The 22850-nt window shown below is 69.8% G+C and carries 14 protein-coding genes and 1 tRNA gene; 4 read left to right on the plus strand and 11 right to left on the minus strand.

Going from position 1 to position 22850, the window contains the following annotated elements; all coding sequences use genetic code 11:
* Positions 1-62 precede the first annotated feature (62 nt).
* From AC4PMY_RS02000 to AC4PMY_RS02015, 4 genes are all read right to left on the minus strand, one after another.
* The gene (locus AC4PMY_RS02000) at positions 63-959 is read right to left on the minus strand and encodes a glycine betaine ABC transporter substrate-binding protein (RefSeq protein WP_064296188.1); all 897 of its coding nucleotides are present in this window, start codon (positions 957-959) and stop codon (positions 63-65) included.
* A 72-nt stretch (positions 960-1031) separates the two neighbouring features.
* A complete protein-coding gene (locus tag AC4PMY_RS02005) occupies positions 1032-2039 on the minus strand; it encodes an ABC transporter permease (RefSeq protein WP_064296187.1) in 1008 nt (335 codons plus the stop codon).
* On the minus strand, positions 2036-3397 hold the full coding sequence (locus AC4PMY_RS02010; RefSeq protein WP_083397285.1) for a quaternary amine ABC transporter ATP-binding protein: 1362 nt from the start codon (positions 3395-3397) through the stop codon (positions 2036-2038). The genes AC4PMY_RS02005 and AC4PMY_RS02010 overlap by 4 nt, the downstream gene beginning before the upstream one ends.
* Positions 3398-3794: 397 nt before the next feature.
* Positions 3795-4277: an Lrp/AsnC family transcriptional regulator gene (locus AC4PMY_RS02015; protein ID WP_064296186.1), complete on the minus strand. Its 483-nt coding sequence runs from the start codon at positions 4275-4277 to the stop codon at positions 3795-3797.
* 169 nt (positions 4278-4446) lie between these two features.
* Between AC4PMY_RS02015 and ald the strand changes: the two genes are divergently transcribed.
* A complete protein-coding gene (gene ald, locus AC4PMY_RS02020) occupies positions 4447-5550 on the plus strand; it encodes an alanine dehydrogenase (RefSeq protein WP_491621877.1) in 1104 nt (367 codons plus the stop codon).
* A gap of 159 nt (positions 5551-5709) precedes the next feature.
* Here ald and AC4PMY_RS02025 read toward each other — a convergent pair.
* The 3 genes from AC4PMY_RS02025 to AC4PMY_RS02035 form a co-directional block, all read right to left on the minus strand.
* Positions 5710-5783, minus strand: a tRNA-Met gene (locus tag AC4PMY_RS02025).
* Between the two features lie 144 nt (positions 5784-5927).
* A complete protein-coding gene (locus AC4PMY_RS02030) occupies positions 5928-8852 on the minus strand; it encodes a UPF0182 family membrane protein (protein WP_254773608.1) in 2925 nt (974 codons plus the stop codon).
* 71 nt (positions 8853-8923) lie between these two features.
* Positions 8924-10054 (minus strand): YlbL family protein, encoded by a 1131-nt coding sequence (locus tag AC4PMY_RS02035; RefSeq protein ID WP_491621878.1) that lies wholly within the window; start codon positions 10052-10054, stop codon positions 8924-8926.
* Between the two features lie 165 nt (positions 10055-10219).
* Between AC4PMY_RS02035 and AC4PMY_RS02040 the strand changes: the two genes are divergently transcribed.
* Positions 10220-11572: a zinc-dependent metalloprotease gene (locus tag AC4PMY_RS02040; protein WP_082916189.1), complete on the plus strand. Its 1353-nt coding sequence runs from the start codon at positions 10220-10222 to the stop codon at positions 11570-11572.
* An 87-nt stretch (positions 11573-11659) separates the two neighbouring features.
* Positions 11660-12529, plus strand: coding sequence for a TOMM precursor leader peptide-binding protein (locus AC4PMY_RS02045; RefSeq protein ID WP_491621879.1), 870 nt, complete (start codon positions 11660-11662; stop codon positions 12527-12529).
* On the opposite strand, the gene AC4PMY_RS02050 is transcribed toward AC4PMY_RS02045, so the two are convergent.
* Both AC4PMY_RS02050 and nudC read right to left on the minus strand, forming a co-directional pair.
* Positions 12417-14150: an ATP-dependent helicase gene (locus tag AC4PMY_RS02050; RefSeq protein WP_491621880.1), complete on the minus strand. Its 1734-nt coding sequence runs from the start codon at positions 14148-14150 to the stop codon at positions 12417-12419. The genes AC4PMY_RS02045 and AC4PMY_RS02050 overlap by 113 nt on opposite strands.
* Positions 14151-14175: 25 nt before the next feature.
* Positions 14176-15114, minus strand: coding sequence for an NAD(+) diphosphatase (nudC, locus tag AC4PMY_RS02055; RefSeq protein WP_491621881.1), 939 nt, complete (start codon positions 15112-15114; stop codon positions 14176-14178).
* Positions 15115-15177: 63 nt separating this feature from the next.
* Here nudC and AC4PMY_RS02060 point away from each other — a divergent pair, with 63 nt between their 5' ends.
* The gene (locus AC4PMY_RS02060) at positions 15178-16437 is read left to right on the plus strand and encodes a phosphotransferase (RefSeq protein ID WP_079002135.1); all 1260 of its coding nucleotides are present in this window, start codon (positions 15178-15180) and stop codon (positions 16435-16437) included.
* Here AC4PMY_RS02060 and AC4PMY_RS02065 read toward each other — a convergent pair.
* Together AC4PMY_RS02065 and AC4PMY_RS02070 are read right to left on the minus strand one after the other, a co-directional pair.
* Positions 16347-19622, minus strand: coding sequence for an ATP-dependent helicase (locus AC4PMY_RS02065; protein WP_491621882.1), 3276 nt, complete (start codon positions 19620-19622; stop codon positions 16347-16349). The two genes, AC4PMY_RS02060 and AC4PMY_RS02065, sit on opposite strands and share 91 nt — an antisense overlap.
* A complete protein-coding gene (locus AC4PMY_RS02070) occupies positions 19619-22804 on the minus strand; it encodes a PD-(D/E)XK nuclease family protein (protein WP_491621883.1) in 3186 nt (1061 codons plus the stop codon). Before AC4PMY_RS02070 ends, AC4PMY_RS02065 begins: the two co-directional genes overlap by 4 nt.
* Positions 22805-22850: the final 46 nt, after the last annotated feature.

Consider the following 22850-nt stretch of genomic DNA (forward strand, 5'->3'; position numbering starts at 1 on the left):
GGCTCCGACGCACGAGACGACGGGCACCGGATCGCTCCGGTGCCCGTCGTCTCATCGATCCGCTACTTGGTGAGCGAGTCCACGTACTCCTGGTTGTCGCTGATCCACTGCTTGACGACCGGCGCGTAGTCCTTCGAGTCACCCTCGTTGAACATCGCGTTCTCGAGCGAGAACAGTCGCTCCGAGTCGAAGTCGAAGTCCTTCAGCCACCCGGCGAGCGTCGGGTACTCGTCCGCGAAGTCGGCCTTGCCGAAGCTGTGGATGCCTTCGGCGTCCCCGAGCGCGCCCTTCGGGTCCTCGAGGTCCTTGATCGGGAACGCGTCGTAGGCCCAGTGCGGACGCCACAGCGTGACGGCGATGTTCTCACCGGCGTCGGTCGCGGCCTTCAGCTCCGACAGCATCGCCGGGGTGCCCGAAGTCAGGAACTCCCAGTCGTCGAGGCCGTACTCGGGGATGACCTTGTCCTGGGTCGCCTCCGTGAGTCCGGCACCGGGGTCGATGCCGACGAGGCGGCTGTCGAAGAGGTCCGCGTTGGCCGCGAGGTCCTCGAGCGAGTCGACAGGGGCGTCCTCGTTGACGGCGATCGTGAGCTTGGCGTCGGTGTTCCAGGCGCCGAGGTCGACGACGTCGTCACCGAACTTCTCGATGTAGCTCGCGTGGGTCGTCGGCAGCCAGACGTCGAGCGTCAGGTCGTAGTCACCGGTGCTGAGGCCGGAGAACACCGGGGCGGGCTCCGCCTCCTCGAGGGTGACGTCGTAGCCCTGCTCCTCGAGCACGGCCTTCCACAGCTCGGAGGCCGCGATGCCCTCGTCCCAGCCGCTGAACACGGCGATGGTCACCGCCTGCTTGTCGCCGTTCTCGAGCGTCTCATCAGCGGCGCCGGCGGAGCAGCCGGAGATGGCGAGCGTCGCCGCCGCCCCCGCTGCGATGGTGGTTGCGATCTTGGTGCGGTACTGCATGTTCGATGATTCCTTTCGTCCCGCGTGACGCGGGGATCGGTGTCGTCGGATGGAAAGCTGTGTGCCGGTGGGTCACCGCACGGCGGTCGGCGACTCGGCGGGGGTGCGCTGCTCCTCGCCTGAGGCGGTGCTGTCGGTCGTCGTGGTGCTTGCGGCCGGTGCCGGGCGGATCCCGGCGGGCGAGGCCGGGGCAGCCTTCGTACGCTTGCCGCGCTGCTTGCGACCGCCGCCGAGGGAGGCGGTGAGACGGTCCAGGAAGATCGCCAGGATGACGACCGACAAGCCCGCTTCGGAACCGAGCTGGATGTCGATCCGGGAGAGGCTCTTGACGACGTCGCCTCCCAGGCCGCCGGCGCCGACCATTCCGGCGATGACGACCATCGAGAGCGAGAGCATGATGACCTGGTTGACTCCGGCCATGATGTTCGGCATCGCGAGCGGCAGCTGGATCTGGCGCAGGATCCGCCAGGAGGAAGCACCGAACGCGTTGCCGGCCTCGACGACCTCGCGGTCGACGTTGCGGATCCCGAGTTCCGTGAGCCGGACTGCCGGGGCCAGCGCGAAGACGATCGTCGCGACGATGCCCGGGACGACGCCGATGCGGAACAGGATGAGCGCGGGGATGAGGTACACGAACGCAGGAGTCGTCTGCATGAAGTCGAGCAACGGGCGGATGATCGACGATGCGACCTTTGAGCGGGCCGCCAGGATGCCGAGTGGGATCCCGATCACGATGGCGATGAGACCGGCCACGAGCACGAGCGAGAGCGAGTCCATCGCGTTGTCCCACTGCTCGACGCCGACGATGATCAGCAGCCCGACCGCGGAGCCGACGGCGAACACCGGGCCCCGTGCGACGAAGGCCAGCAGCGCGGCGACGATGATGATCACCCAGAACGGCGGACCGCTGAGCACGAGGTCGACGCCGTCGTACAGCCCCTGGAAAACGCTCCGGATGACGTCGAAGACGGGCTGGAAGACGTCGGTGATGAAGTCGACGAAGGCTTCGACCCACGCACCGATCTCTGGGCGGGTGATGGCGTCCAGGAACCCGGACGACTGGAGACGGATGCCGTTCATCGGACACTCCCTTCCGGCAGGCTCGCTGCCGGTTCGGCGGCGCTGGTCTCGATCGACGAGGTCACGTCGTCGGGGTGCTGCGGGTCCTCCGCGGTCGACCGGAGGGTCGCCGTGATGAGCTCGACGGGCACCGTCGCCGGCGGCCCGACGAGGCTGATCTCGTCCGTGTTGGTCGGGACGTTGCCGACGGCGGCGAGCAGGGTCACCCGCGGGACGACGCCGAGCAGGCGCGTCCGCTCGTCCACGACGGCGACGGGCAGGGCACTCTCGACGGCGGACTCGAAGAGGTCGACGAGTGCCGCCTCCGGCGAGACCGTGGCGAGGTCGGCGGTGATGACGCTCCCGAGCTGGTGGTCGCCCGCCCGGACGAGACGCAGCACGTCCTTGTCGCGGACGACGCCGAGGAGCTGCCGGCCCGGACCGACCACGAAGGCGGTCGAGGTCTGCAGGTCGCGCATGATGCGCAGGGCAGCCCGGGGTCCGGCGGACGCGGAGACGACGGAGCGCGCGGGTTCCATCACGCCACCGGCGGTCAGGACGCGGGCGCGGTCGACGTCCTGGACGAACTGGGCGACGTAGTCGTTCGCCGGGTCGGTCAGGATGTCGTTCGGGGTGCCGACCTGGACGATCCGGCCGTCACGCATGACGGCGATCCGGTCGCCGAGGAACATCGCCTCGTTGAGGTCGTGGGTGATGAACACGATGGTCTTACCGAGCTCGGCCTGCAGCTCGACGAGCTGCTCCTGCATCTCGCGGCGGATGAGGGGATCGAGCGCGGAGAACGCCTCGTCCATGAGGAGGATGTCGGTGTCCGAGGCGAGTGCGCGGGCGAGGCCGACGCGCTGCTGCATCCCGCCGGAGAGCTGGCCCGGGAGCTTGTCCTCCCAGCCTGCGAGCCCGACGCGCTCGACGACGGACTGGGCCCGCTCGCGTCGTTCAGCGGCCGGCACACCCTTCACCTCGAGTCCATAGGCGGCGTTCTCGAGCACTGTGCGGTGCGGCAGCAGGGCGAAGTGCTGGAAGACCATCGAGATGTCGTCCTGTCGGACCGCACGCAGCTGCTTCGAGGACACCCCCGAGATCGGCTTCCCGGCGATGGTCACGGTGCCCGCCGTCGGCTCGAGCAGGCCGTTGAGCATCCGGATCAGCGTCGACTTGCCCGAGCCGGAGAGGCCCATCACGACGAAGATCTCGCCCCGCTTCACCTCGAACGAGGCGTCGATGACGGCTGCGGTGGTCCCGCCGGAGGCGAGTTCGTCACGCGAGGCACCGGCCTGCAGGCGTTTCACGGCTTCCTTCGGCTTCCTGCCGAAGACCTTGTACAGTCCCGTCGCGGAGACGGCAATCGTTTCGGTCATGTGTTCTCCTGGAAGCGCACGCGGAACCGCGGTGCGCTCTTCCTGTCGATCGTCAGGCCGGGTCGAACGGCTCTCGATCCGCCCCATCGGCGCACTGATGGACAGCGCGCGGGCTCGGATCACGTGGGGCGACAACGGCTACCGCGTGGCGTTCGACCGTACGTCCAGCACGCCGTCACGGGGCGACAGGGGGCGGGACGCGGTTACGTGGGTCAGCCCTTGCGGGCCGTCGACAACGCTAACGAAACTCACAGCTGCTGGCTAATCGACGATCCCCCAAAAGGCGGACATCACGCACGGCCTCCGTGGCAAAACCGAACATGGTCAGGGTTTTCCGTTCGAGTCCTTCGTTATGCGTTCGTGACCTTCACCCGGCCGGTACAGCCGCGGATCACCGTCACTCCCCCACCGCGACGCCGATAAACGAGTGATCGAACACCAGACTCGTGCGCGTCGAGGCGACCGTCGGATCCGCCGACAGGTGCTCGACGACGAAGTCGCGGATGTGGGCGCTGTCCCGCGCCGCGAGATGGATGACGAAGTCCTCGGAGCCACCGAGGAAGAACACCTGCACGACTTCCGGGAGCTGTCGGATGCCGGCGCTGAACTCGGCGATACGGGCTCGAGCTCCTGCCCTGATGTTGACGCTGATGAGCGCCTCGAGACCGAGCCCGACCGCGACCGGATCGATACGCGCCGAGAACCCCGTGATCACGCCGCGATCGACGAGCGACCGCACCCGGGCGACGCACGTCGAGGGCGCGATGCCGACGAGCTCCGCCATGCGGGCGTTCGTCATGCGCGCGTTCTCCTGGAGGAGCCGCAGGAGTGCGTGATCGACGTCGTCGAGGTCCGCACTGCTATGCAGATTGTTCGTCATGCTGCGCCTGCTCTCGATCTTGTCCGAATCATCGGCGATTTTTGGGGAAGATTCCGTGAAAGCTGCGGTGTTCATGAGCCTGAAACGCAGCAACCTCAGAATAGTCGCACACCGTCCACCGACGAGCGGGAGAGCCGAGCCTTGGCCCAGCCTGCGAGAGGAACCAGCCATGCGAATCGGCATCCCCACGGAGATCAAGAACAACGAGAACCGGGTGGCGGCGACGCCCGGCGGCGTCCACGAACTCGTCCGACACGGCCATGAGGTCGTCGTCCAGGCGGGCGCCGGCCTCGGGTCCGGCAATCCCGACGAAGCGTATCGCGCCGCCGGCGCGACCATCGCCGCCGATGCGGCCTCCGTATGGGCGGCGGGCGACCTCCTGCTCAAGGTGAAGGAGCCCGTCGCCGCCGAGTACGGCTTCCTGCGGGCCGACCAGACGCTCTTCACCTACCTGCACCTCGCAGCGGACCGACCCCTCACCGACGCCCTGCTCGCCTCTGGGACCACCGCGATCGCCTATGAGACCGTCCAACTCCCCAATCGCTCCCTGCCGCTCCTGCAGCCGATGAGCGAGGTCGCGGGACGACTGTCGACGCAGGTCGGCGCGTACCACCTCATGCGAGCCACCGGCGGACGCGGAATCCTCCTGGGCGGCGTGCCCGGAACCCCCAAGGCGAAGGTCGTCGTCATCGGCGGCGGGGTCGCGGGCGAGCACGCCGCGGCCAACGCGCTCGGCATGCAGGCGGACGTCACGATCATCGACATCTCCATCCCTCGCCTGCGCGAGCTGGAGAACCGTTTCAGCGGGCAGATCCAGACCAGACCGTCATCGGCGTACGAGATCGCGGAGCAGCTCCGCGACGCCGACCTCGTCATCGGCTCGGTCCTCATCCCCGGGGCTCAGGCCCCGAAGCTCGTCACCGACGCCATGGTGGCGGACATGAAACCCGGCTCGGTACTCGTCGACATCGCGATCGACCAGGGCGGCTGCTTCGAGGGCTCCCGGCCGACGACGCACGACGACCCGACGTTCCGGGTCCACGACAGCCTGTACTACTGCGTGGCCAACATGCCCGGCGCCGTCCCGGAGACCTCGACACGCGCGCTGACCAACGCCACCCTCCGGTACGCACTCGCCATCGCCGACCAGGGCACGGGAGAAGCGGTGGGCGCCGACGCAGCGCTCCGCGCGGGCGTCAACGTCCACGCGGGTGCGGTCACCAACGCCGGCGTGGCAGCAGCGTTCGGCCTCCCGGTTGCAGCGCTCGACTGACCCTCGAGCCCGGGCCACCCACACCCGGTCACTGAGCCTGTCGAAGTGCCCCGACCCGACCGCCCTTCGACAAGCTCAGGGACCGAGTCGTTCCAGACCATACTTCTCCGCAAACGACGAAATCCCGGTCTCGAGGAGACCGGGATTTCATCTTTTCTGTTGCAGGGGCAGGATTTGAACCTACGACCTCTGGGTTATGAGCCCAGCGAGCTACCGAACTGCTCCACCCTGCGGCACAAGAGATAAACCTAGCATGCATTCTGGGGCCGTGCAAATCGCGTACGGCCAAGGACCCCGTCGCCGGCAGAATCCCTCCCCCTGGAACGCCGAACGGCGTCGCCCGTCAGGGCGACGCCGTTCAGATCGTGGGCTCGGAATCAGCCGTTCAGCAGCGCGAGAGCCTGCGCGAGAGCGTCCGACACCTTCTTGTCCGCCACCCCGTAAGCAGCCCAGTCGCCGCTCGCCATCGCGGCGTCCTTCTCGACCATCGCAGCCTTCGCCTGGTCGAGGAGCGTCTTGATCTGAGCGTCGACCGTCGGGTCGCCCGTGCTCGGGGTCGTTCCACCGTCGGTGCCGCCTCCGGTGTCCGTGCCGTCCGTCGGGGGTGTGGTGCTGTCTCCCGGCACGTTCGTGTCACCGGCGTCGGCACCCGAGTCTCCACCGAACAGGACGTCGAGCGCTTCGTCGAGGGTGTCCTCGAACGCGATCTTGTCGCCGAAGGCCACGAGCACCTTCTGCAACAGCGGGAAGCTCGTGTCGCCCGTGGACTTCACGTACACCGGTTGGACGTACAGCAGCCCACCTCCGACGGGCACCGTCAGCAGGTTGCCGTTCAGCACCTCGGTCTGACCCTGCTTCAGGATGTTGATCTGGCTCGACACGCTCGGGTCGGAGTCGAAGGTGTTCTGCACCTGACCAGGGCCCGGCACGGTGTCGTCCTTCGGGAGGGTCAGCAGTCGGATCTTGCCGTAGTCGGAACTCCGCTTACCGTCCTCGGCGCCGGCGTTCGCGTCGACCGCGAGGTAGCCGGTGAGCACGTTCCGCGACTGTTCACCGCCCTGACGAGGGATGAACGTCGAGTACAGCGAGAAGGAGGGAGACTCCTGGCCAGGCAACTGCATCGTCAGGTAGTAGGGCGGCTGATAGGTCTTGTTCGTGTCGGTCGACTGCGGATCGTTGGGGGTGACCCAGGCGTCCTCACTCGAGTAGAACGAACCGGCGTTGGTGACGTGGTACTGACCGAGCACCGAGCGCTGGACCTTGAAGAGGTCGGCCGGGTACCGCACGTGGCTCATCAGCTCGCCGGACATGTCCGACATCGGCTTGACCGTCGACGGGAACACCTTCTGCCAGGTCTTGAGGATCGGGTCCTGGTCGTCCCAGCTGTAGAGCGTGACCTTGCCGTCGTACGCGTTGACGGTCGCCTTCACCGAGTTCCGGATGTAGTTGACGTCGTCGAGTGCGTAGTTCTGCGCCGGCGTGACCGAGTCGGAGATGGTGTCCGACAGGCTCACGGTCTTCGAGTACGGGTAGCTGGCGCTCGTCGTGTATCCGTCGACGATCCAGACGATCTGACCGTCCACCACCGACGGGTAGGGGTCGGAGTCGAGCGTCAGGTAGGGAGCGACCTTCTGGACCCGGGTGAGCGGGTCGCGGTCGTAGAGGATCTGCGACTTGCTGTTCACGGAGTCCGACAGGAAGATCTGCTCGGACTGGAACTTCAGGGCGTAGACGAGCTTCTTGAAGACGTTGTCGAGCTTGGGCCCGCCGTCGCCGTCGAAGGTGGTGTAGGTCTGCGACTCGCCCTGGGTGCCCGACGGATAGTCGAGTTCCACCGGGTCGGAGCCCTTGGGGGCACCGACGATGGAGTAGTCGGGCGACTGCTCGCCGAAGTACACGCGCGGCTCGAAATCGCCGAGCGAGCCGGTGGTGGGGATGCCGGACTCGAGGAAGACCGGCTCGCCGGAGGCCGAGCGCTGGTTGCCGTAGGCGGCGACCAGCCCGTACCCGTGGGTGTACACCACCGTGTTGTTGATCCACGACTGCGAGTTGTCGAGACCGGCGACGTTGAGTTCGCGGACCGCGACGACGGCGTCCTGCGTCTTGCCGTCGATGTTGTAGCGGTCGACGTCGAGCTGCTTGTCGAAGGAGTAGAACTGCTTGAACTGCTCCAGCTGGGCCACGGAGGCGCTCACGAGCGACGGGTCGATGATCCGGATGTTCGCCGTGGTCTCGGCGTCCTGACGGAGCGCACCGGGGGTCGCGTCGGTGGTCGCCGCATACTCCTCCTCCTCGACACCGGCGATCCCGTAGGCGTCGCGCGTCATGTCGATGTTCCGCTTGATGTACGGCGTCTCGAGGCTCTTGGCGTTCGGCTCCACCTGGAAGCGCTGGACGATCCACGGGTAGAGGCTGCCGACGATGAGCGACGCGACGATGAGCAGCGCGGTGCCGACGAGCGGCAGACGCCAGCGGCCGGTGAACGCGGTGACGACGAACAGGACGGCGACCATGAGCGCGATCCCGGCGAGGATCACCCGACCGGGGATGGTCGCGGCGACATCGGTGTACGAGGCTCCGGTGATGAGCGTGCCGGTGTCGTTCAGGGTCGTGTACTGGTCAAGCCAGAGGCTGACGGCCTGCAGGATGAGGTACAGCGCGGCGAGCACCGAGATCTGTACGCGGGCCGCCATCGAGATCCAGACCTCGCGGCTGACCACCCGGATGCCTCCGTAGAGGTAGGTGACGACGGCGGTGGCGATCAGGGCGATCAGGACGACCGCCGAGGAGAAGGCGACCACGGCCTGGAAGAACGGCAGGTCGAAGAGATAGAACGAGACGTCGAGGTTGAACTGCGGGTCCTTGGTGCCTGCGGGCGTGCCGTTCATCCAGAGCAGGACCAGCTGCCAGCGCGAAGCGGCGGCGACACCCCCGAAGAGGCCGAACAGCGCGGGGATACCGTAGGTCGCGAGTCGGCGCAGCGGCTCCACGACCTGCTGGTAGCGGTCGACCTGGGAGCTGAGCTTCGCGTACACCGGGCGTGTCCGGTAGGCGATCTCGATCGCGAGCCACACGGGCAGGGCCATACCCACGAACCCGACGAGGAACATGGCGATCGCCGCGATCCACTGCGTGGTCAGGACCTCGGTGAAGCCGAGCTGTTGGAACCACAGCAGGTCGGCGTAGAACCCCGAGAACACGAAGAACCCGATCAGGAGCGCGGCGATGATCGCCACCGTGATCGCGATCGGGGCGCGTCGGCGCTGAGTGGACAGGGGCTTCTCTGCTGCTGCGGATGTCACGTGTGGCCTCTTCAGATAGGGGTCGTCACACCCATCCTAAAGCGGCCGGGCTGGGAGAGCGCCCGAAGCGTTCAACCGGCCGAGCAGGTGGGCAGCTTGCTCGTGTCGGCTCCGTCGGCGATGGCCTTGAGCGCTGCGAGCGAATCGTCGAGGGTCTTCACGGCGAAGACCGTCAACCCGTCGGGAACGTGTCCGACGACCTCGTCGCAGTTGCTCTCCGGCGCGAGGAACCACTCGGCCCCGGCGTCCTTCGCGCCGAACAGCTTCTGCCGGATGCCGCCGATCGCGCCGACGTTGCCGTCGGCGTCGATCGTCCCGGTCCCGGCGACGTCCTTGCCTCCGTTCAGCTCACCCGGAGTGAGCAGGTCGATCATGCCGAGCGCGAACATCATCCCGGCGCTCGGGCCGCCGACGTTGTCGAGCTGGATGGTGATGTCGACGGGGAGGTCGTAGGTGGTCTTGGTACCGATGCCGATCACGGTCGAGGTCGTCCCGTCGGACGCGGTCGCGGTCGTCGGCGTGATCTCGACGGAGCTCGCCGCTCCCCCGCGCACGATGTCGAGCGTGACCGGCTTGTCCGTGCCGTTGGCGTTGATCGCGTCCCGCAGACCGGCCAGGCCGGTCACCGGCGTACCGTCGACCGCGACGATCTCGTCGTCGAGCTGCAGCACACCCTGCGCGGGGGCGCCCTCCGCGATCTGTGCCACCACGATGTGCTCGGGGACCTCGTATCCGAGCTCGCGCAACGCCGCCGCGACCGAGTCCTGCTGCGAATCGACCATGAGGGTCGCGTTCTGCTCGTCGCGCTGCTCGGTCGTGACGCCGGGCGGGAAGTAGAGGTCCATCGGCACGACGGCGCGGCTCGGGTCGAACCAGGCCGAGACGATGTCGAGCCAGCCCGGGCTCCGTTGCGGATTCCCGACCAGCTGGACCGTCAGCATGTCGAGCGTGCCGCCGGTGTCGTAAGTCTGCTCGTCGTGGACCTCGATGAGCGGGACGTCGCCGTCGTCGCCCTCGGTCGTACCCAGCACGTTGAACACGGGACCCGGCTGTTCGATGACGTACGGCGCGGGTACCGCCGACAGCACTCCGAGGAGGACGAGCGAGAGGCTGAGCACGATCCACCCGAACCGGGCGCGACGATTGCGACCCTGACCGGTCGGCGCCGAAGCGGTGGGAGCCTCATCGGCGAAGAGCGACATGCAAGCCTTCCGGAGTGTTCGCGGTGGGCGGAAACCCGACCAACCATACCCCGGCGATTCTTCAGCGAGGTGCGACTAGCGTAGAAGGCCCAGCACCGAGCTATCTGAGAGGCGGCTGACGTGCCAGAGGATTCCGACAAGAGTCCGGAGGACGAGTTCCGCGACATGCTCCGCGAGCTCCTCTCCGGCAACGGTTCGTTCGACCCGAGCCAGCTCGCCGGCGCCGCCGGCCTCCCCAGCGATCCGGCCAGTCTCGCTGCGCTCATGTCGCAGCTCCAGGGCGCACTCCGCTCCGGCGGGGACGGCATCAACTGGGACACCTCGCTCCAGCAGGCGAAGACCATCGCCGGGGACGGCTCCCAGGACACGACGCCCGAGCAGCGTGCGGCGTTCGAGCAGGCGTTCCACATCGCCTCCCTGTGGCTCGCCGACGTCACCGACGTGGCCGAGCTGTCGAGCGAACCGGCCCTGTACACGAGGACCCGCTGGGCCACGAAGACCATGCCGTTCTGGACGCAGCTCGCCGAGCCGGTGGCCACGAACATCGCGAACGCCCTGACCGGCGTGCTCACGGAACGCGCGCCCGAGGAGCTGTCGAGCATGATCGCGAACGCCGGACAGCTCGTCCGCGGCATCGGCGGCACGCTCTTCGCGATGCAGCTCGGACAGGTCGTCGGTCAGCTCTCCAAGGAGGTCGTCTCCGGCGGCGACATCGGCATCCCACTGCTCGACGACAACGAGGCAGCCCTGGTGCCCCAGAACGTCGCCGACTTCGGCGAGGGTCTCGACATCCCGGCGGATCAGGTCCAGATCTACCTCGCGGTCCGTGAACTCGCGCACGCACGACTCTTCCGCCACGCCCGCTGGCTCCGCCTGCACCTCATCTCCTCGATCACCGACTTCGCGCGCGGCATCCGGATCGACACCGAGCGACTCGAGGAACTCGCCGAGAGCTTCGACCCGTCGAACCCCGAGGAACTCCGCGAGGCCATGACGAGCGGAGCGCTCATCCCCGCCCGAACCGAAGCGCAGGACGCGAGCCTCGCTCGACTCGAGACGACGCTCGCCCTCATCGAGGGCTGGGTCGACGTGGTCACCGCGGCAGCCACCGAGCGTCTCCCCCGCTCCGCGGCCATCGCGGAGACCGTCCGCCGACGCCGCGCCGCCGGTGGGCCGGCCGAACAGGCCCTGGGTGCACTCGTGGGACTCGAACTGCGCCCCCGTCGGCTGCGTGAGGCTGCGCAGATGTGGCAGCAGGTCACCGACGCCGTCGGTACCGCACAGCGCGACGCCCTGTGGTCGCACCCCGACCTCGTGCCCACCGCAGCCGACATCGACGCCCCGGAGGCCCTCATCGCGCGCCTCGAAGCCGAGGCCAGGGGTGAGCGTCCGGAGCAGGACGAGATGGATCTCGCGCTCGAAGACCTCCTCCGTGGCGAGGAACGCGGCGACCAGCACGACGACGAGCCCGGTTCGGAGCCCTCCGGCCCGAACGGTGCCGGCGGCCCCCCGGTCTGACCCACGGCGACGCTCCACAGCTCGTCCTACCGGGCGGGCTGTGGACAGTGCCGACGCGACCGGTCGTCGACCCGCCATCATCGATGGATGACGACGCGCCTCGATCCCAGGAGACCACTGCTCTGGCGGACCCCGCACAGCCTGCAGGTGGGCGTCGATGAAGCGGTCGTGCTCGAGAGCGTCCGGACCGAGACCGAGCAGGTCGTCGCGGCACTGCGTGCCGGCTTCCCTGACCTGGTCGAACGACGACTGCCGGACGCGTTCGACATCCCGGCCCAGGAGTTCGATCGCGTCCTCTCGACACTCGACCCGGTGATCGAGCACCGCGGCCCCACCTCCGGAACCGCCATGACGCACCGGGTCGTCGTGGACGGCGCGAGCCCGGCGGCCGAGCTCGTCCGACGCCTCCTCTCCGAGCAGGAGGCGGTCGGACTCCTGCCGCCGGAGTCCGTGTCGACGGAACCCGGGCCGCAGCCCGACCACGTCGACGTCGCCGTCCTCTTCGCCGACTTCGTCATCCCGCCGAGTCGGTACACGCGCTGGCTGCGCGACGACGTCCCGCACCTGCCGGTCGTCTTCAGTGATCGTGTCGTCAGGATCGGGCCGTTCGTGACACCCGGTTCAGGGCCGTGCCTGCACTGCGTGGAGCTGCACCGCACCGACGACGATCCGACCTGGCCGGCCGTCGCATCCCAGCTCCTCGGCCGCCGTTCGCCGCTCGACACCCAGCTCCTCGGCGCGGAGGTCGCGACCCGCGTGACCCGCCTGGTGATCCGCCATCTCGACGCTTCCCAGCCCATCCTCGCGAGCACCCAGCTGGTGGTCGACGCCGCTACCGGTGGGGTCAGGCGCCGCGTCGTCCGGGAACACTCGAGGTGCGCATGCCGAGCTCTGCCAGGAATCGCGACGGCTCGCGTCGACCACCGCGTTGCTGCGTCTCGGACCAGGACAGGTTGAGCAGCCGCTTGGCACGCGTGATACCGACGTAGAGGAGCCTCCGTTCCTCGTCCGCCTGCTCGAACTGCTTCGCGTAGGAGATCGGCAGGTATCCCTCGGAGAGCCCGATGAGGTGCACCGCCTCCCACTCGAGGCCCTTCGCCGAGTGCAACGTCGCCAGCGTGACCGCCTCGACCGTCGGTTCGTGCTGAGCGGCCTGCCGCAGTTGCAGCTCATCCGTGAAGGCGCGGAACGAGGTGCCTTCCGGCGCCTGGTCGACGAGCCCCATGATCGCGTTGAGCGACTCCCAGCGGTCGCGCACCGCACCGCCGCCGTCGGGCGGGTCCTGGCTCCAGCCGAGCGACCGGAGCACGTCGCTCACGGACTTGAACAGGGGCTCGCCGCTGATCGAGACGGAGGCCGCGCGGAGCTGGAGCAGGGCCTGCCGCACCTCGGGCAGCTCGAAGAAGCGCTTGGAGCCGTGCATGACGTAGGGGATGCCGGCTTCGCCGAGGGCCGTCTCCAACGCCGCCGCCTGGACGTTGATCCGGTAGAGCACGGCGATCTCCGAGGCCGGGACGCCCGCCTGCAGCTGCACGAGGATCTCCGAGGCCACGCCTCTCGCCTCGGACAGCTCGTTCGGATACTGCCGCAGGCCGACCGCCGGCGTCTCGGGCCGTGCGGTCTGGGTGCCCTCGTCGTCGCGTGCGGTGGCCGCTGAGAGGTGCAGTGCCCCCGGACGACCCCGCATGAGCGTGTTCGCCGCGGCCACGACGGGCGGGGCGGAGCGGTAGTTGCGCTCGAGCCGGACGACCGTGGCGTCGTGATACCTGGTCGGGAAGTCGAGCAGATAGTCGGACCGGGCACCGGCGAAGGAGTAGATGGTCTGGCTCGCGTCGCCGACGACGCACACGTCCCGTCGACCGCCCAACCAGAGTTCGAGGAGACGGTGCTGCAGCGGCGAGACGTCCTGGTACTCGTCCACGACGAAGAACCGGTACTGCTCGTGCACCTGCATGGCGACGGCGGGCTCGGTCTCGATCATGCCGGCGCAGGCGAGCAGGACGTCCTCGAAGTCGATGCGCCGACGCTCGTCCTTCAACTGCTCGTAGGTCTCCTGGAGCGAGACGAGCTGCTCGAGGGACAGCTTGGCCGGCAGCGGCCGGTTCGACGCCGCGTACTGCTCGAGGGTCAGGCCGGACACCTTGCGCCATTCGATCTCGCCCGCCACGTCGCGCAGGGTCGCCGTGTCGACCCGCAACCGGAGTCGCTCCGCCGCGTGCCCGAGGACCCTGCCCTTGCTCTCGACGAGCGCGGGAACCTGTCCGCCGACGACCTGGGGCCAGAAGAAGTTCAGCTGCGAGAGCGCGGAGGCGTGGAAGGTCCGGGCCGAGACCCCCTCGGCGCCGAGGGCCCGGAGCCGGCCACGCAGTTCCGCAGCCGCGCGACTGGTGAAGGTGAGCGCCATGACGCGCGACGCCGTGTACGTCCCGGTCGCGACGCCGTAGGCGATGCGATGGGTGATCGCCCGGGTCTTGCCGGTGCCTGCGCCGGCGAGCATGCACACGGGGCCCCGGAGCGCCTCCGCCGCGACGGCCTGGTCGGGGTCGAGTCCGGCCAGCAGTTCGGCCGGGCTGCTCATCGTCGACCCTCGGAGGTCCCGCGCCTCATCGAGACCAGGATCCGCGGAGCCATTCGTCGATCACGGCTCGTGCGATCGACGACGGTCCGGGGAGGATGACGTCGGTGGCCGGGTCCTCGAGTTCCTCCCGCGTGAACCACCGCAGGTCGAGGATCTCCTGGCCGTCCGGGACGAGTGCCTCCGGATCCTGATCCGCCGCGAGCGGGGCGACGAAGCCGAGCATGAGCGAACGCGGGAACGGCCACGGCTGCGAACCGAGGTAGACGGGCGTGCCGAGACGCATCCCCGACTCCTCGAAGATCTCGCGGGCGACGGCCTGCTCGAGGGACTCGCCGGCATCGACGTACCCGGCCAGCAGCGAATACCGGTTGTGCTCCCACATCGCGTTCGACCCGAGCAGGATCCGTCCCTGAGGATCGACGACGGCGACGATGACCGCGGGGTCCATGCGCGGGAAGAGCTCGTTGCCGTCGACCGGGCAGTGCCGCGCCCAGCCGGCGTTGCGGACCGTGGTCGGCGAGCCGCAGTGCGCACAGAACGGCTCGGCACGATGCCAACCGGCGATGGCGAGCGACGTCGCCAGGATCCCGACATCGCGGTCCGACAGGCGATGTCCGCTCCGACGGAGGTCGAACCAGCGGTCCTCATCCTCGGTGATCGCGTCGGCGTCGGCGTCGGCGAGGACCCAGAGCAGGATGTCCGTGCCCGGTGGCGTCCCCGGGCTGTCCTCGACGGTGCTTCCGAGGTAGACCATGAGCTCCGGCTCGGGCAGATCCGAGGGAACCAGGAGGTCGAGCGCGTCGCCGGTCACGAGTGCGCGCCGACCGCGGAGGACGACGGCTCGGGCGTTCGGGTCGACCCGCAGCCCGTCGAGCACGTCCGGTCGGGAACGGAGCTCGCCGTGACGGTCGAGTCCGCCCCTCGCGAGCGGTAGACCGGCGAGTGCGCGAACCTGAATCGTCATGGACAACCTCTCTGAGGGCGTGGCGAGCGCGGCTCACCGGGACGGCCCCGTACCCTGGATGTCATGGCCAGATCCCATCTCACTCTAGCCGCGTTGGCCACCTCGGCCGTCGCCGACCTCCAGGTCCGCGGGTCCGGCGCGCACACCGCCGGCGGCGAGGGGAACTACGACGCGGCCCGTCTCGTGACGGGCGACGGGCGCGAGCTCATCGTGCGCATCCCGACCTCGCAGCAGGCCGAGACGGAGCAGTCCGCGGACCTCATCGCCCTGCGCGCACTCACGCCCGGTATCCGCAGCAGGTTGCCCTTCGACGCCCCGACCGTCGTGGGCCAACTGCCCGTCGACGGCACTCGCGCCGTCGTGCTCGACTTCGTGGCCGGCAGTCACCTCGACCCGACCGCGCTCGGCCGCGACGAGGTCCTCTCGGACTCGCTCGGTGCCGCGGTCGCCGCGATCCACTCCCTCCCGACGGCGTTCATCGCGGAAGCGGGCCTCCCGTTGCTGTCCACCGAGCTCATCCGGGCGGACGCGCACCGCATCGTGTCCCGCGCCGCCGAGACGCGGCTCCTCCCGACCGCCGTCCGGGAGCGCTGGCAGGCGGCCGTCGAGGACCACTCGCTCTGGCAGTTCCAGCCCACCGTCATCCACGGATCCCTCGCCGCGGACCGCGTGCTCGTCATCCGTCAGGACGGCCATGGCCTCGTCAACGGCGTCATCGAGTGGGGCTCACTGCGGGTCGGCGACCCGGCCCTCGACCTCCACTGGATCGCGACGCTCGGCGCGACCGGCGAGCAGGCCCTGTCCGCCTACGCCGCCTCGTGCTCTCGCGGACCCGACCGGTTCGTCACCCTCCGCGCCCGGCTCTACGCGGAACTCGAGATCGCGCGCTGGCTCCTGCACGGTCGCGACAGCCACGACGAGACCATCGTCGAGGACGCCGTCGCGATGCTCGACGGGCTCGTCGACCGCGTGCTCGGCGACGTGACGGACCCCCTCGGCACCACGACCGGACCCGTCCTCGACGTCGACGAGGTCGAGGACATGCTCGACCGCACACCGATCGGCTCGTCCTCCCCCGGCATCGCCATGCAGACCGACACCTACGACCGCTCAGAGCTCGAGCGCGCCCTCGGCCGCGATCCCGGCGGCTCGGACGTCGACGACACGGACGACGCTGAGACCGACGACGATCGCGACCACGCCGGAACCGATGCGGACCCGAACGCCACGGATCAGATCGACACCTCGTCGTTCGAGCTCTGGGACTCGGCCGCCTCCCCGAAGGACCGCTCCCACTCCGACAGGAGCTCCTCCTCCGAGTAGAGGCGTTCCGGCCGGAGCTGCACGTCGTGGCTCACGTAGTAGAGCACGGCGTCGATGCGCTCGGGGTCGACCTCCCGGTGGTGCGCGTACGCCAGACGGTAGAGCGCGAGCTGGAACGAGGCGTTCCGTACGTCCTCCGGCGTCGTGGGTACCGCGCCGGTCTTCCAGTCGACGATCTCGAACCGGTCCCCGCGTTCGAACACCGCGTCGAGCTTGCAGACCACCACTCGTCCGGTGTCGCCGAGCGGCACGTGGATCTCGGTCTCGACCTCGACCGGCCGGACGTCGGCCCATTCCGAGGCGAGGAACCGTTCGGTGAGTTCCTCGAACCCGATCCCCTCCGACGCGTCCGGCCCCGGGCGTTCGACGTCGAGCTCCTCGGGGAGCGCGTCGACCAGCTCCTGCAATCCGAAGCGTCCGTAGTGCGCCTCGACCCACGAGTGGAACCGGGTTCCGAGGCGGGTCTGCCGGTATGGCCGTTGCGGGACGGGGCGACGCAGTCGTTCGAGTGCGGCCTCCGGTTCCGTGACGAACTCCTTGAACTTGGACGCGGGGATGCGCACCGGGAGTTCACCGCGCGCGGTCGTCGTCGCGGCACGGCGTCGTTCCTCGAGGAGCAGCGTCAGCTCGTTCTCGAGGGGGCCGAGGGTCGCCAGCAGCTCGGACTCAGGTCGCCCGCGCCGCTGCTCGACCTCGGCCGCCGCCCGTTCGACGACGCTCCGACGCGCTCCGAGCGGATCGAGTGGCCAGTCGAGGACCGCGGCACCGGAGTCGACCGGGTTCTCCTCGAAGGCGGATGCGGCGGGGAGCGGTGCGATGACGCCCGCCGACGCCAGCTCCAGAAGATAGGTGCTCGCAGCACGGGGCCGCTTCCGATCGCCCGACCAGAACGAGCCGGTGAGCAGGAGGTCGTGCTTGGCGCGGGTCACCGCCACATACGCGAGGCGACGTTCCTCGTCGAGCGCGCGTTCGCCGAGCGCCTCCGAGAAGGCGAGCTGAGCGTCGACGACCTCCTTCCGCGTCTCGGCCGTCCGCCAGGCGAACTCCGGCAGCTCCGCCGCGTCGCCTCGGAAGTCGTACGGCAGCGTCCCGAGACGCACCCAACCCTTGCCGTCCTTCGGTTTGGCGGGTAGTTCGTCGACCACGAGCCGCGGGATCGCGACATGGTCCCACTCGAGGCCCTTCGAACCGTGGATGGTGAGCAGTTGGACCGCACCCTGGTCGGGTGCGTCGCTCGCCGGTCCGAGGTCGTCTCGGGCGAGCGAGCGGTCGATCCAGGCCAGCAGGCTGCCGAGCGTCACCTGCTCCTCCGCCTGGATGAACGAGATGACCTCGTCGTGGAACGCCTGCAGTCTGGCCGGAGCGCGCGCCGCGGATCCGGTCGACTCGTTCGCGACGACCTCGATGTCGAGTCGCAACTCGCGCTCGACCGCTCTGACGAGATCGGGGAGGCCGCTGCCCGCACGACGCCGCAGGGAGGCGAACACCAGACCGGCCTCCCGGAGACGCGAACGCGCCTCGTCGGTGAACCCGGCGGCGAGGCCGGCCGGCACGCGGTCGGCGGCGATGAAGTCGAGCGCGTCGATGATCGACCGCCCGTCGTCGTCGGCGACCGACTCGCGGAGCCGGGCGGCCAGTTCGGCGTCGTACCGCTTCGTCTTCCAGTCGATGGCCTGCAGGTACCGGGCCACCTCCACGAGGTGACCGAGGTCGTGGACGCCGATCCGCCAGCGTGGTCCGCTCAACAGCCTGATGAGCGAGGACCCGGCACCGGGATCGTGGATGACGCGCAGTGCCGCCGTCACGTCGACGATCTCCGGCGAGGAGAGCAGACCGCCGAGGCCGAGGATGTGGTGCGGGACGCCGAGGGCGGCGAGGCCGTCGGCGAACTCCTGCATCGGTCGACGCGCCCGGAACAGGATCGCTGCCGAACCGGCCGGATCTCCCCCGCGTTCGGCGAGCAACCGGTCGGCGCACCACTCGGCGACCATCCGGATCTCCTCGGCACCGGTCTCGGGGAACTCGACGGCGAGGGAGCCCGCCCCGGCGCCGGGCTTCGGCTCGAGGTCGAGGACGCGCAGCTTCCCCGCCGTCTGCGCCTGCTGCTGCAACGGGCGGACGAGGACGTTCGCGGCTTCGAGGACCGTATGGTCGTTCCGCCAACTCGTGGACAGGTTGAACTGGGTGGCGGCGACCTCGCGACCGAAGTCGCGGGAGAACCGTGCGAGGTTCGCCGCGCTCGCGCCGCGCCAGCCGTAGATGGACTGGTGCGGGTCGCCGACCGCCATGACGGGGTGGTCGGCGAACAGGGTCGACAGCAGTCTGGTCTGCACGACCGAGGTGTCCTGGTACTCGTCGAGCAGGACGACGCCCGCGCGATCGCGCGCGACGGCGGCGACCTTCGGCGAACGTTCGCAGGCGGCGAGCGCGAGGGCGACCTGGTCGGAGAACTCGACGAGTCCCTGCCGGCGCTTCTCGTCGGCGTACCGGTGCGCGAGGTCGAGCAGGACCGGCAGGGCACCCACGACCTCGACGGCCTGGTCGATCTGCGCGTACGCCCCGCGACCGCCGTCGGGGAGCTCGCCGATGTCGACGAACCGTTCCACGAAGCCGAGCAGCTCCTCGGTGGTGCCGTCGATCTCGGCGAGCTCATGGCTCAGCGAGAGGACGAGCTCGGCGACCTGGTCGACGGACTTGCCGAGGGTGGCGAGCCGTTCGTCTCCGTGCCGGACCACGACGCGTCGCGCGAGTCGCCAGGCGGACGCCTCGGACAACAGGACCGACTCGGGCTCACGGCCCACCAGGAGGGCGTTGTCGCGGAACAGGGCGTTCGCATAGGCGTTGTAGGTGGACACCTCGGGACGGTCGAAGAGGGTGTCTGCCGCGGGATCCAGGATCCCGATGTCCTGGAGGGCGGCGATCCGCTTGCCGATCCGTGCCGCCAGCTCACCCGCGGCCTTCCTCGTGAAGGTGAGCCCCAGGATCCCGTCGACGCTCACGTGCCGGTTGGCGAGCAGCCACACGACGCGTGAGGCCATGGTCTCGGTCTTCCCGCTGCCGGCACCGGCGACGACGAGGACCGGGGCCATGGGTGCCTCGATGACCTCGACCTGCTGCGTCGTCGGTTGTGGGAGGCCGAGCAGGCCGGCGAGCATCTCGGCCGAGTAGGTCTCCTCTGTGCTCATGAGCTCACCGCCGGGACGACGTGGATGGCGCACTCGCCGAACGCGAACGGGTCATGACAGTGGGTCCCGACACGGGCCTCGAACACCGCTCCCGCCATGCCGACCGCGTCCGCCAGGACACGCTCGCGGAAGCGCTCGAGGGCTTCGTCGTCGAAGGCGGGCTGGGCCGGGTCGTAGTACTCCTTGCGCTTCGTGCCGGCCGACACGACGATGAGCTTCGCGCCACCGCTCAGCAGCCCCTCCGTACCGGTGATCGCGCCGGACGCCAGCGCGAGCTGGTAGGCGCCGAGCTGCGCCATGTCGGCGACCTCCCGGTCCTGTCTGGGCGCCGAGCCGCCGGTCTTGAGGTCGGCGATCACGACGCGTCGTGTCCCGTCGGTGTCGGGCACGAGCTCGACGCGGTCGATCGAGCCGCCGAGCACGGCCGCGCCGCCCAGCTCACCGATGGGGATGCGGAGGCTGAACCGGCTCTCGTTGCCGATCGAGGTCACGCCCGCCCGCTCCGCGTCGTGGAGGTACGCCGACAGCCGGTGGACGAGTTCCGCCGCACGCCGTTTCGTCGCCGCGCCCTCCCAGTCCGCTTCGAAGTGGAGTTCGTCCCAGCGGTCCTCCACCGCTGCCCAGAGCGCGGCCTCGTCGGAGGACTCCGCGTGCTCGAGCGCGGCGTGCACGATCGTGCCGAGACCGGAGGCGAACCCGGAGGCACCGCCGCCCAGTCGGGCGATCGCCCAGTGCAGCGGGCATTCCTCGAAGGCCTCCATGCGGGACGGGGAGACCGGCAGCTCCTCGACGGCGGGGTCGTGCAGCGGTGCCGTCGAGCTCGGTGCGGCCACGCCGTACCACTCCTCGGTCGGGGCGCCGGGGACTCCCGCTGTCGCGAGGATGGCCAGGGCCGAGGCGGACGCGGCACGCTCGGCAGGGTCCGCGGGGCGGATCCGGCGGGTGAGCGAGCGACGCAGGGTGCCGACGAGGCCGCGGAGCGACAGGGGCGACAGGGATGCCCGGTGCGGATCGGGTTCCGGGAGCAGCGTGAGGAACGGGCTCGCCTGGTGGTCGTCGTCGACGACCGCGACCACCATGAGCGACCGGTGCGCACGGGAGGTCGCCTGGGCGAAGAGTCGGAGCTCGTCGTGGAGGACCGCGCGTCGTGCGTCCGCCGTCGCCGTGGCCGTGCCCTCCAGCAGCTCCACGAGCTCCGAGGCGCCGAGCAGTGAGTCGCGGACCCGCAGGTTGGGCCACACGCCGTCCTGCATGCCGGCGACGACGACCGTGTCGAACGCGGTCCCGACCAGGGCGGCGGGCGTCGCGATCGTGACCGCCTCCCTGAGGCCCGTCGGCGCGAGGGAGTCGTCGCCGACCGTCTGTTCGAGCAGGCGGTCGAGGAAGACGGAGGCCGGGGTGTCGGGCTCCGCCTCGACGAAGGTCCGTGCCGCATCGGCCAGCTGGGTGATCGCGTCGAGGTCGCGGTTCGCCTCCTCGGCGGCCTGACCGCTGCCCTTCGACAGTGAGACCCAAGACCGCTCGAGCCTGCTCCGCGACCAGAGGCCGTAGACGAGTTCCTCGGCCGACGCGCCCGCCGCGGCCTGCGCGCTCGCCTCGGCGAGGCTGTCGGCGAGTGAGCGGGCGCGGGCGGCGGAGGGCGTCTCGAGGCCGATGAGTGCACCGGGGACGGCGAACGCCTCCTCCAGCAGGCGGTCCGCACTGCGGTCGAGGCCCTCAGCGAGATCGGCGTGGCGGAGCGCGGCCCGGAGTCGTCTGACCCCGATCGAGTCCAGTCCGCCGAGCGCACTGTGGAGGAGTTCGGTCACGACATCGGCGTCGAGCGGCGTCCGTCCGAGCGCCACCGACATGGCGAGGAGGACCGACCTGACGAACGGGTGGTCGCGCAGCGGTGCTCCGCCCGTGCTCGCCCGGGTGGGCACCTCGAGGGAGGACAGGCCCCGTTCGATCGCCGGGATCAGCCCGCCGCTGCGGACGACCACCGCCATGTCGGCCCACGCGACGCCGTCGAGGACGTGGCGCTCGCGGAGGAAGCGTGCGACGACCGCGATCTGCTCGGCCGGGGAACCGGCCGCCACCGTGACGACGGAATGCTCAGGGGCCCCCGCGTCGTCGACCGGTGATGCTGCTGTGCGGTGGAGTCCGGCGCCGGCCGTGCCGATGCGCTCGGCGACGCCGCGGACCGTCGCCCGGATGTCCGGTGTCCCGCGGTGGACCTGCTCGAGCACGAGCGTGTCCACCGGGCGGCCGAGCACCTCGGCGAACCGCCCGAGGGCGTCGGCACGGGCACCGTGGAAGGCACCCGTCGTGAGGTCGGGGTCGCCGAACGCGACGATCGCGACCCCGTGTCGGGCGAGCGCGGCGAACAGCTGCAGGACGCCGTGGGTCGCCTCCTGGGCGTCGTCCACGAAGACCACCCGCAGGCTGCCGAGCACACCCGTCCCCGGTTCCTGGTCGTCGAGGAGCCGGACGGCGCGGGCGAGGGCCGCCGCGGGCGTGAGGTGTCCGCGCCAGTCGTCGGCGAGGAACCCCTCGATGAAGCCCGCGGACGCGACCCACTCGGGACGCCCGTGCTCCGCACCGAGCCGGCGCAACTCGGCCGGCGCGACGTCGTGCTCGACGCTGCGTTCCATGAGGTTCCGGAGCTCGGTGCGGAACCCCTGCAGGCGCCTGACCTCGGGACCGAGCTCGGCGGGCCACAGCGGGCCGGTCGCGTCCTGCTCGTCGCCGAGGAGTCGCTCGGCGATGGTCTGATCCTGCTCGCCGCCCGTCAGCAACCGCGGTCGTCCTGAACCGGCGAACGCCCCGGAGCCCGCGATGACCTCGAGGGCGAGGGAGATGGCCGTGCGCGCCAGGGATCCGGGTGTGGCGCGCGCCACCCGGGCCTCGAGGCGGTCGCGGAGGACCTGCGCCGACGACCGGGAGGAGGCGACGACGAGCACCTCGTCCGTGCGCAGACCGCGCGAGTGCACGCGTTCCGCCACCGCTTCGATGAGCGTCGTGGTCTTGCCCGTGCCGGGAGCCCCCAGTACGACGGCGGACCGGCCGTCCGCGAGCCGCAGCACGGCGTCCTGCGAGTCGTCGAGCCGGACACCCGTGCCGACAGCCGGGTCGCCGGCGGGCGCGCGGCCCGCGTCACGGACCGCACCCGTCGGATCGTCGGAGGCGTCGGGAACGGTCATGGTCCGCACGTTACCGGAGGCTCCCGACATCACCGCGACGGCCGAC

The sequence above is a fragment of the Plantibacter sp. MDV22-iso1 genome (genome assembly GCF_058408345.1).

Coding starts and splice junctions, on each gene's coding strand:
- AC4PMY_RS02000 (WP_064296188.1), bottom strand. CDS start 959: ATGCAGTACCGCACCAAGATCGCAACCACCATCGCAGCGGGGGCGGCG.
- AC4PMY_RS02005 (WP_064296187.1), bottom strand. CDS start 2,039: ATGAACGGCATCCGTCTCCAGTCGTCCGGGTTCCTGGACGCCATCACC.
- AC4PMY_RS02010 (WP_083397285.1), bottom strand. CDS start 3,397: ATGACCGAAACGATTGCCGTCTCCGCGACGGGACTGTACAAGGTCTTC.
- AC4PMY_RS02015 (WP_064296186.1), bottom strand. CDS start 4,277: ATGACGAACAATCTGCATAGCAGTGCGGACCTCGACGACGTCGATCAC.
- ald (WP_491621877.1), top strand. CDS start 4,447: ATGCGAATCGGCATCCCCACGGAGATCAAGAACAACGAGAACCGGGTG.
- AC4PMY_RS02035 (WP_491621878.1), bottom strand. CDS start 10,054: ATGTCGCTCTTCGCCGATGAGGCTCCCACCGCTTCGGCGCCGACCGGT.
- AC4PMY_RS02040 (WP_082916189.1), top strand. CDS start 10,220: ATGCTCCGCGAGCTCCTCTCCGGCAACGGTTCGTTCGACCCGAGCCAG.
- AC4PMY_RS02045 (WP_491621879.1), top strand. CDS start 11,660: ATGACGACGCGCCTCGATCCCAGGAGACCACTGCTCTGGCGGACCCCG.
- AC4PMY_RS02050 (WP_491621880.1), bottom strand. CDS start 14,150: ATGAGCAGCCCGGCCGAACTGCTGGCCGGACTCGACCCCGACCAGGCC.
- nudC (WP_491621881.1), bottom strand. CDS start 15,114: ATGACGATTCAGGTTCGCGCACTCGCCGGTCTACCGCTCGCGAGGGGC.
- AC4PMY_RS02060 (WP_079002135.1), top strand. CDS start 15,178: ATGGCCAGATCCCATCTCACTCTAGCCGCGTTGGCCACCTCGGCCGTC.
- AC4PMY_RS02065 (WP_491621882.1), bottom strand. CDS start 19,622: ATGAGCACAGAGGAGACCTACTCGGCCGAGATGCTCGCCGGCCTGCTC.
- AC4PMY_RS02070 (WP_491621883.1), bottom strand. CDS start 22,804: ATGACCGTTCCCGACGCCTCCGACGATCCGACGGGTGCGGTCCGTGAC.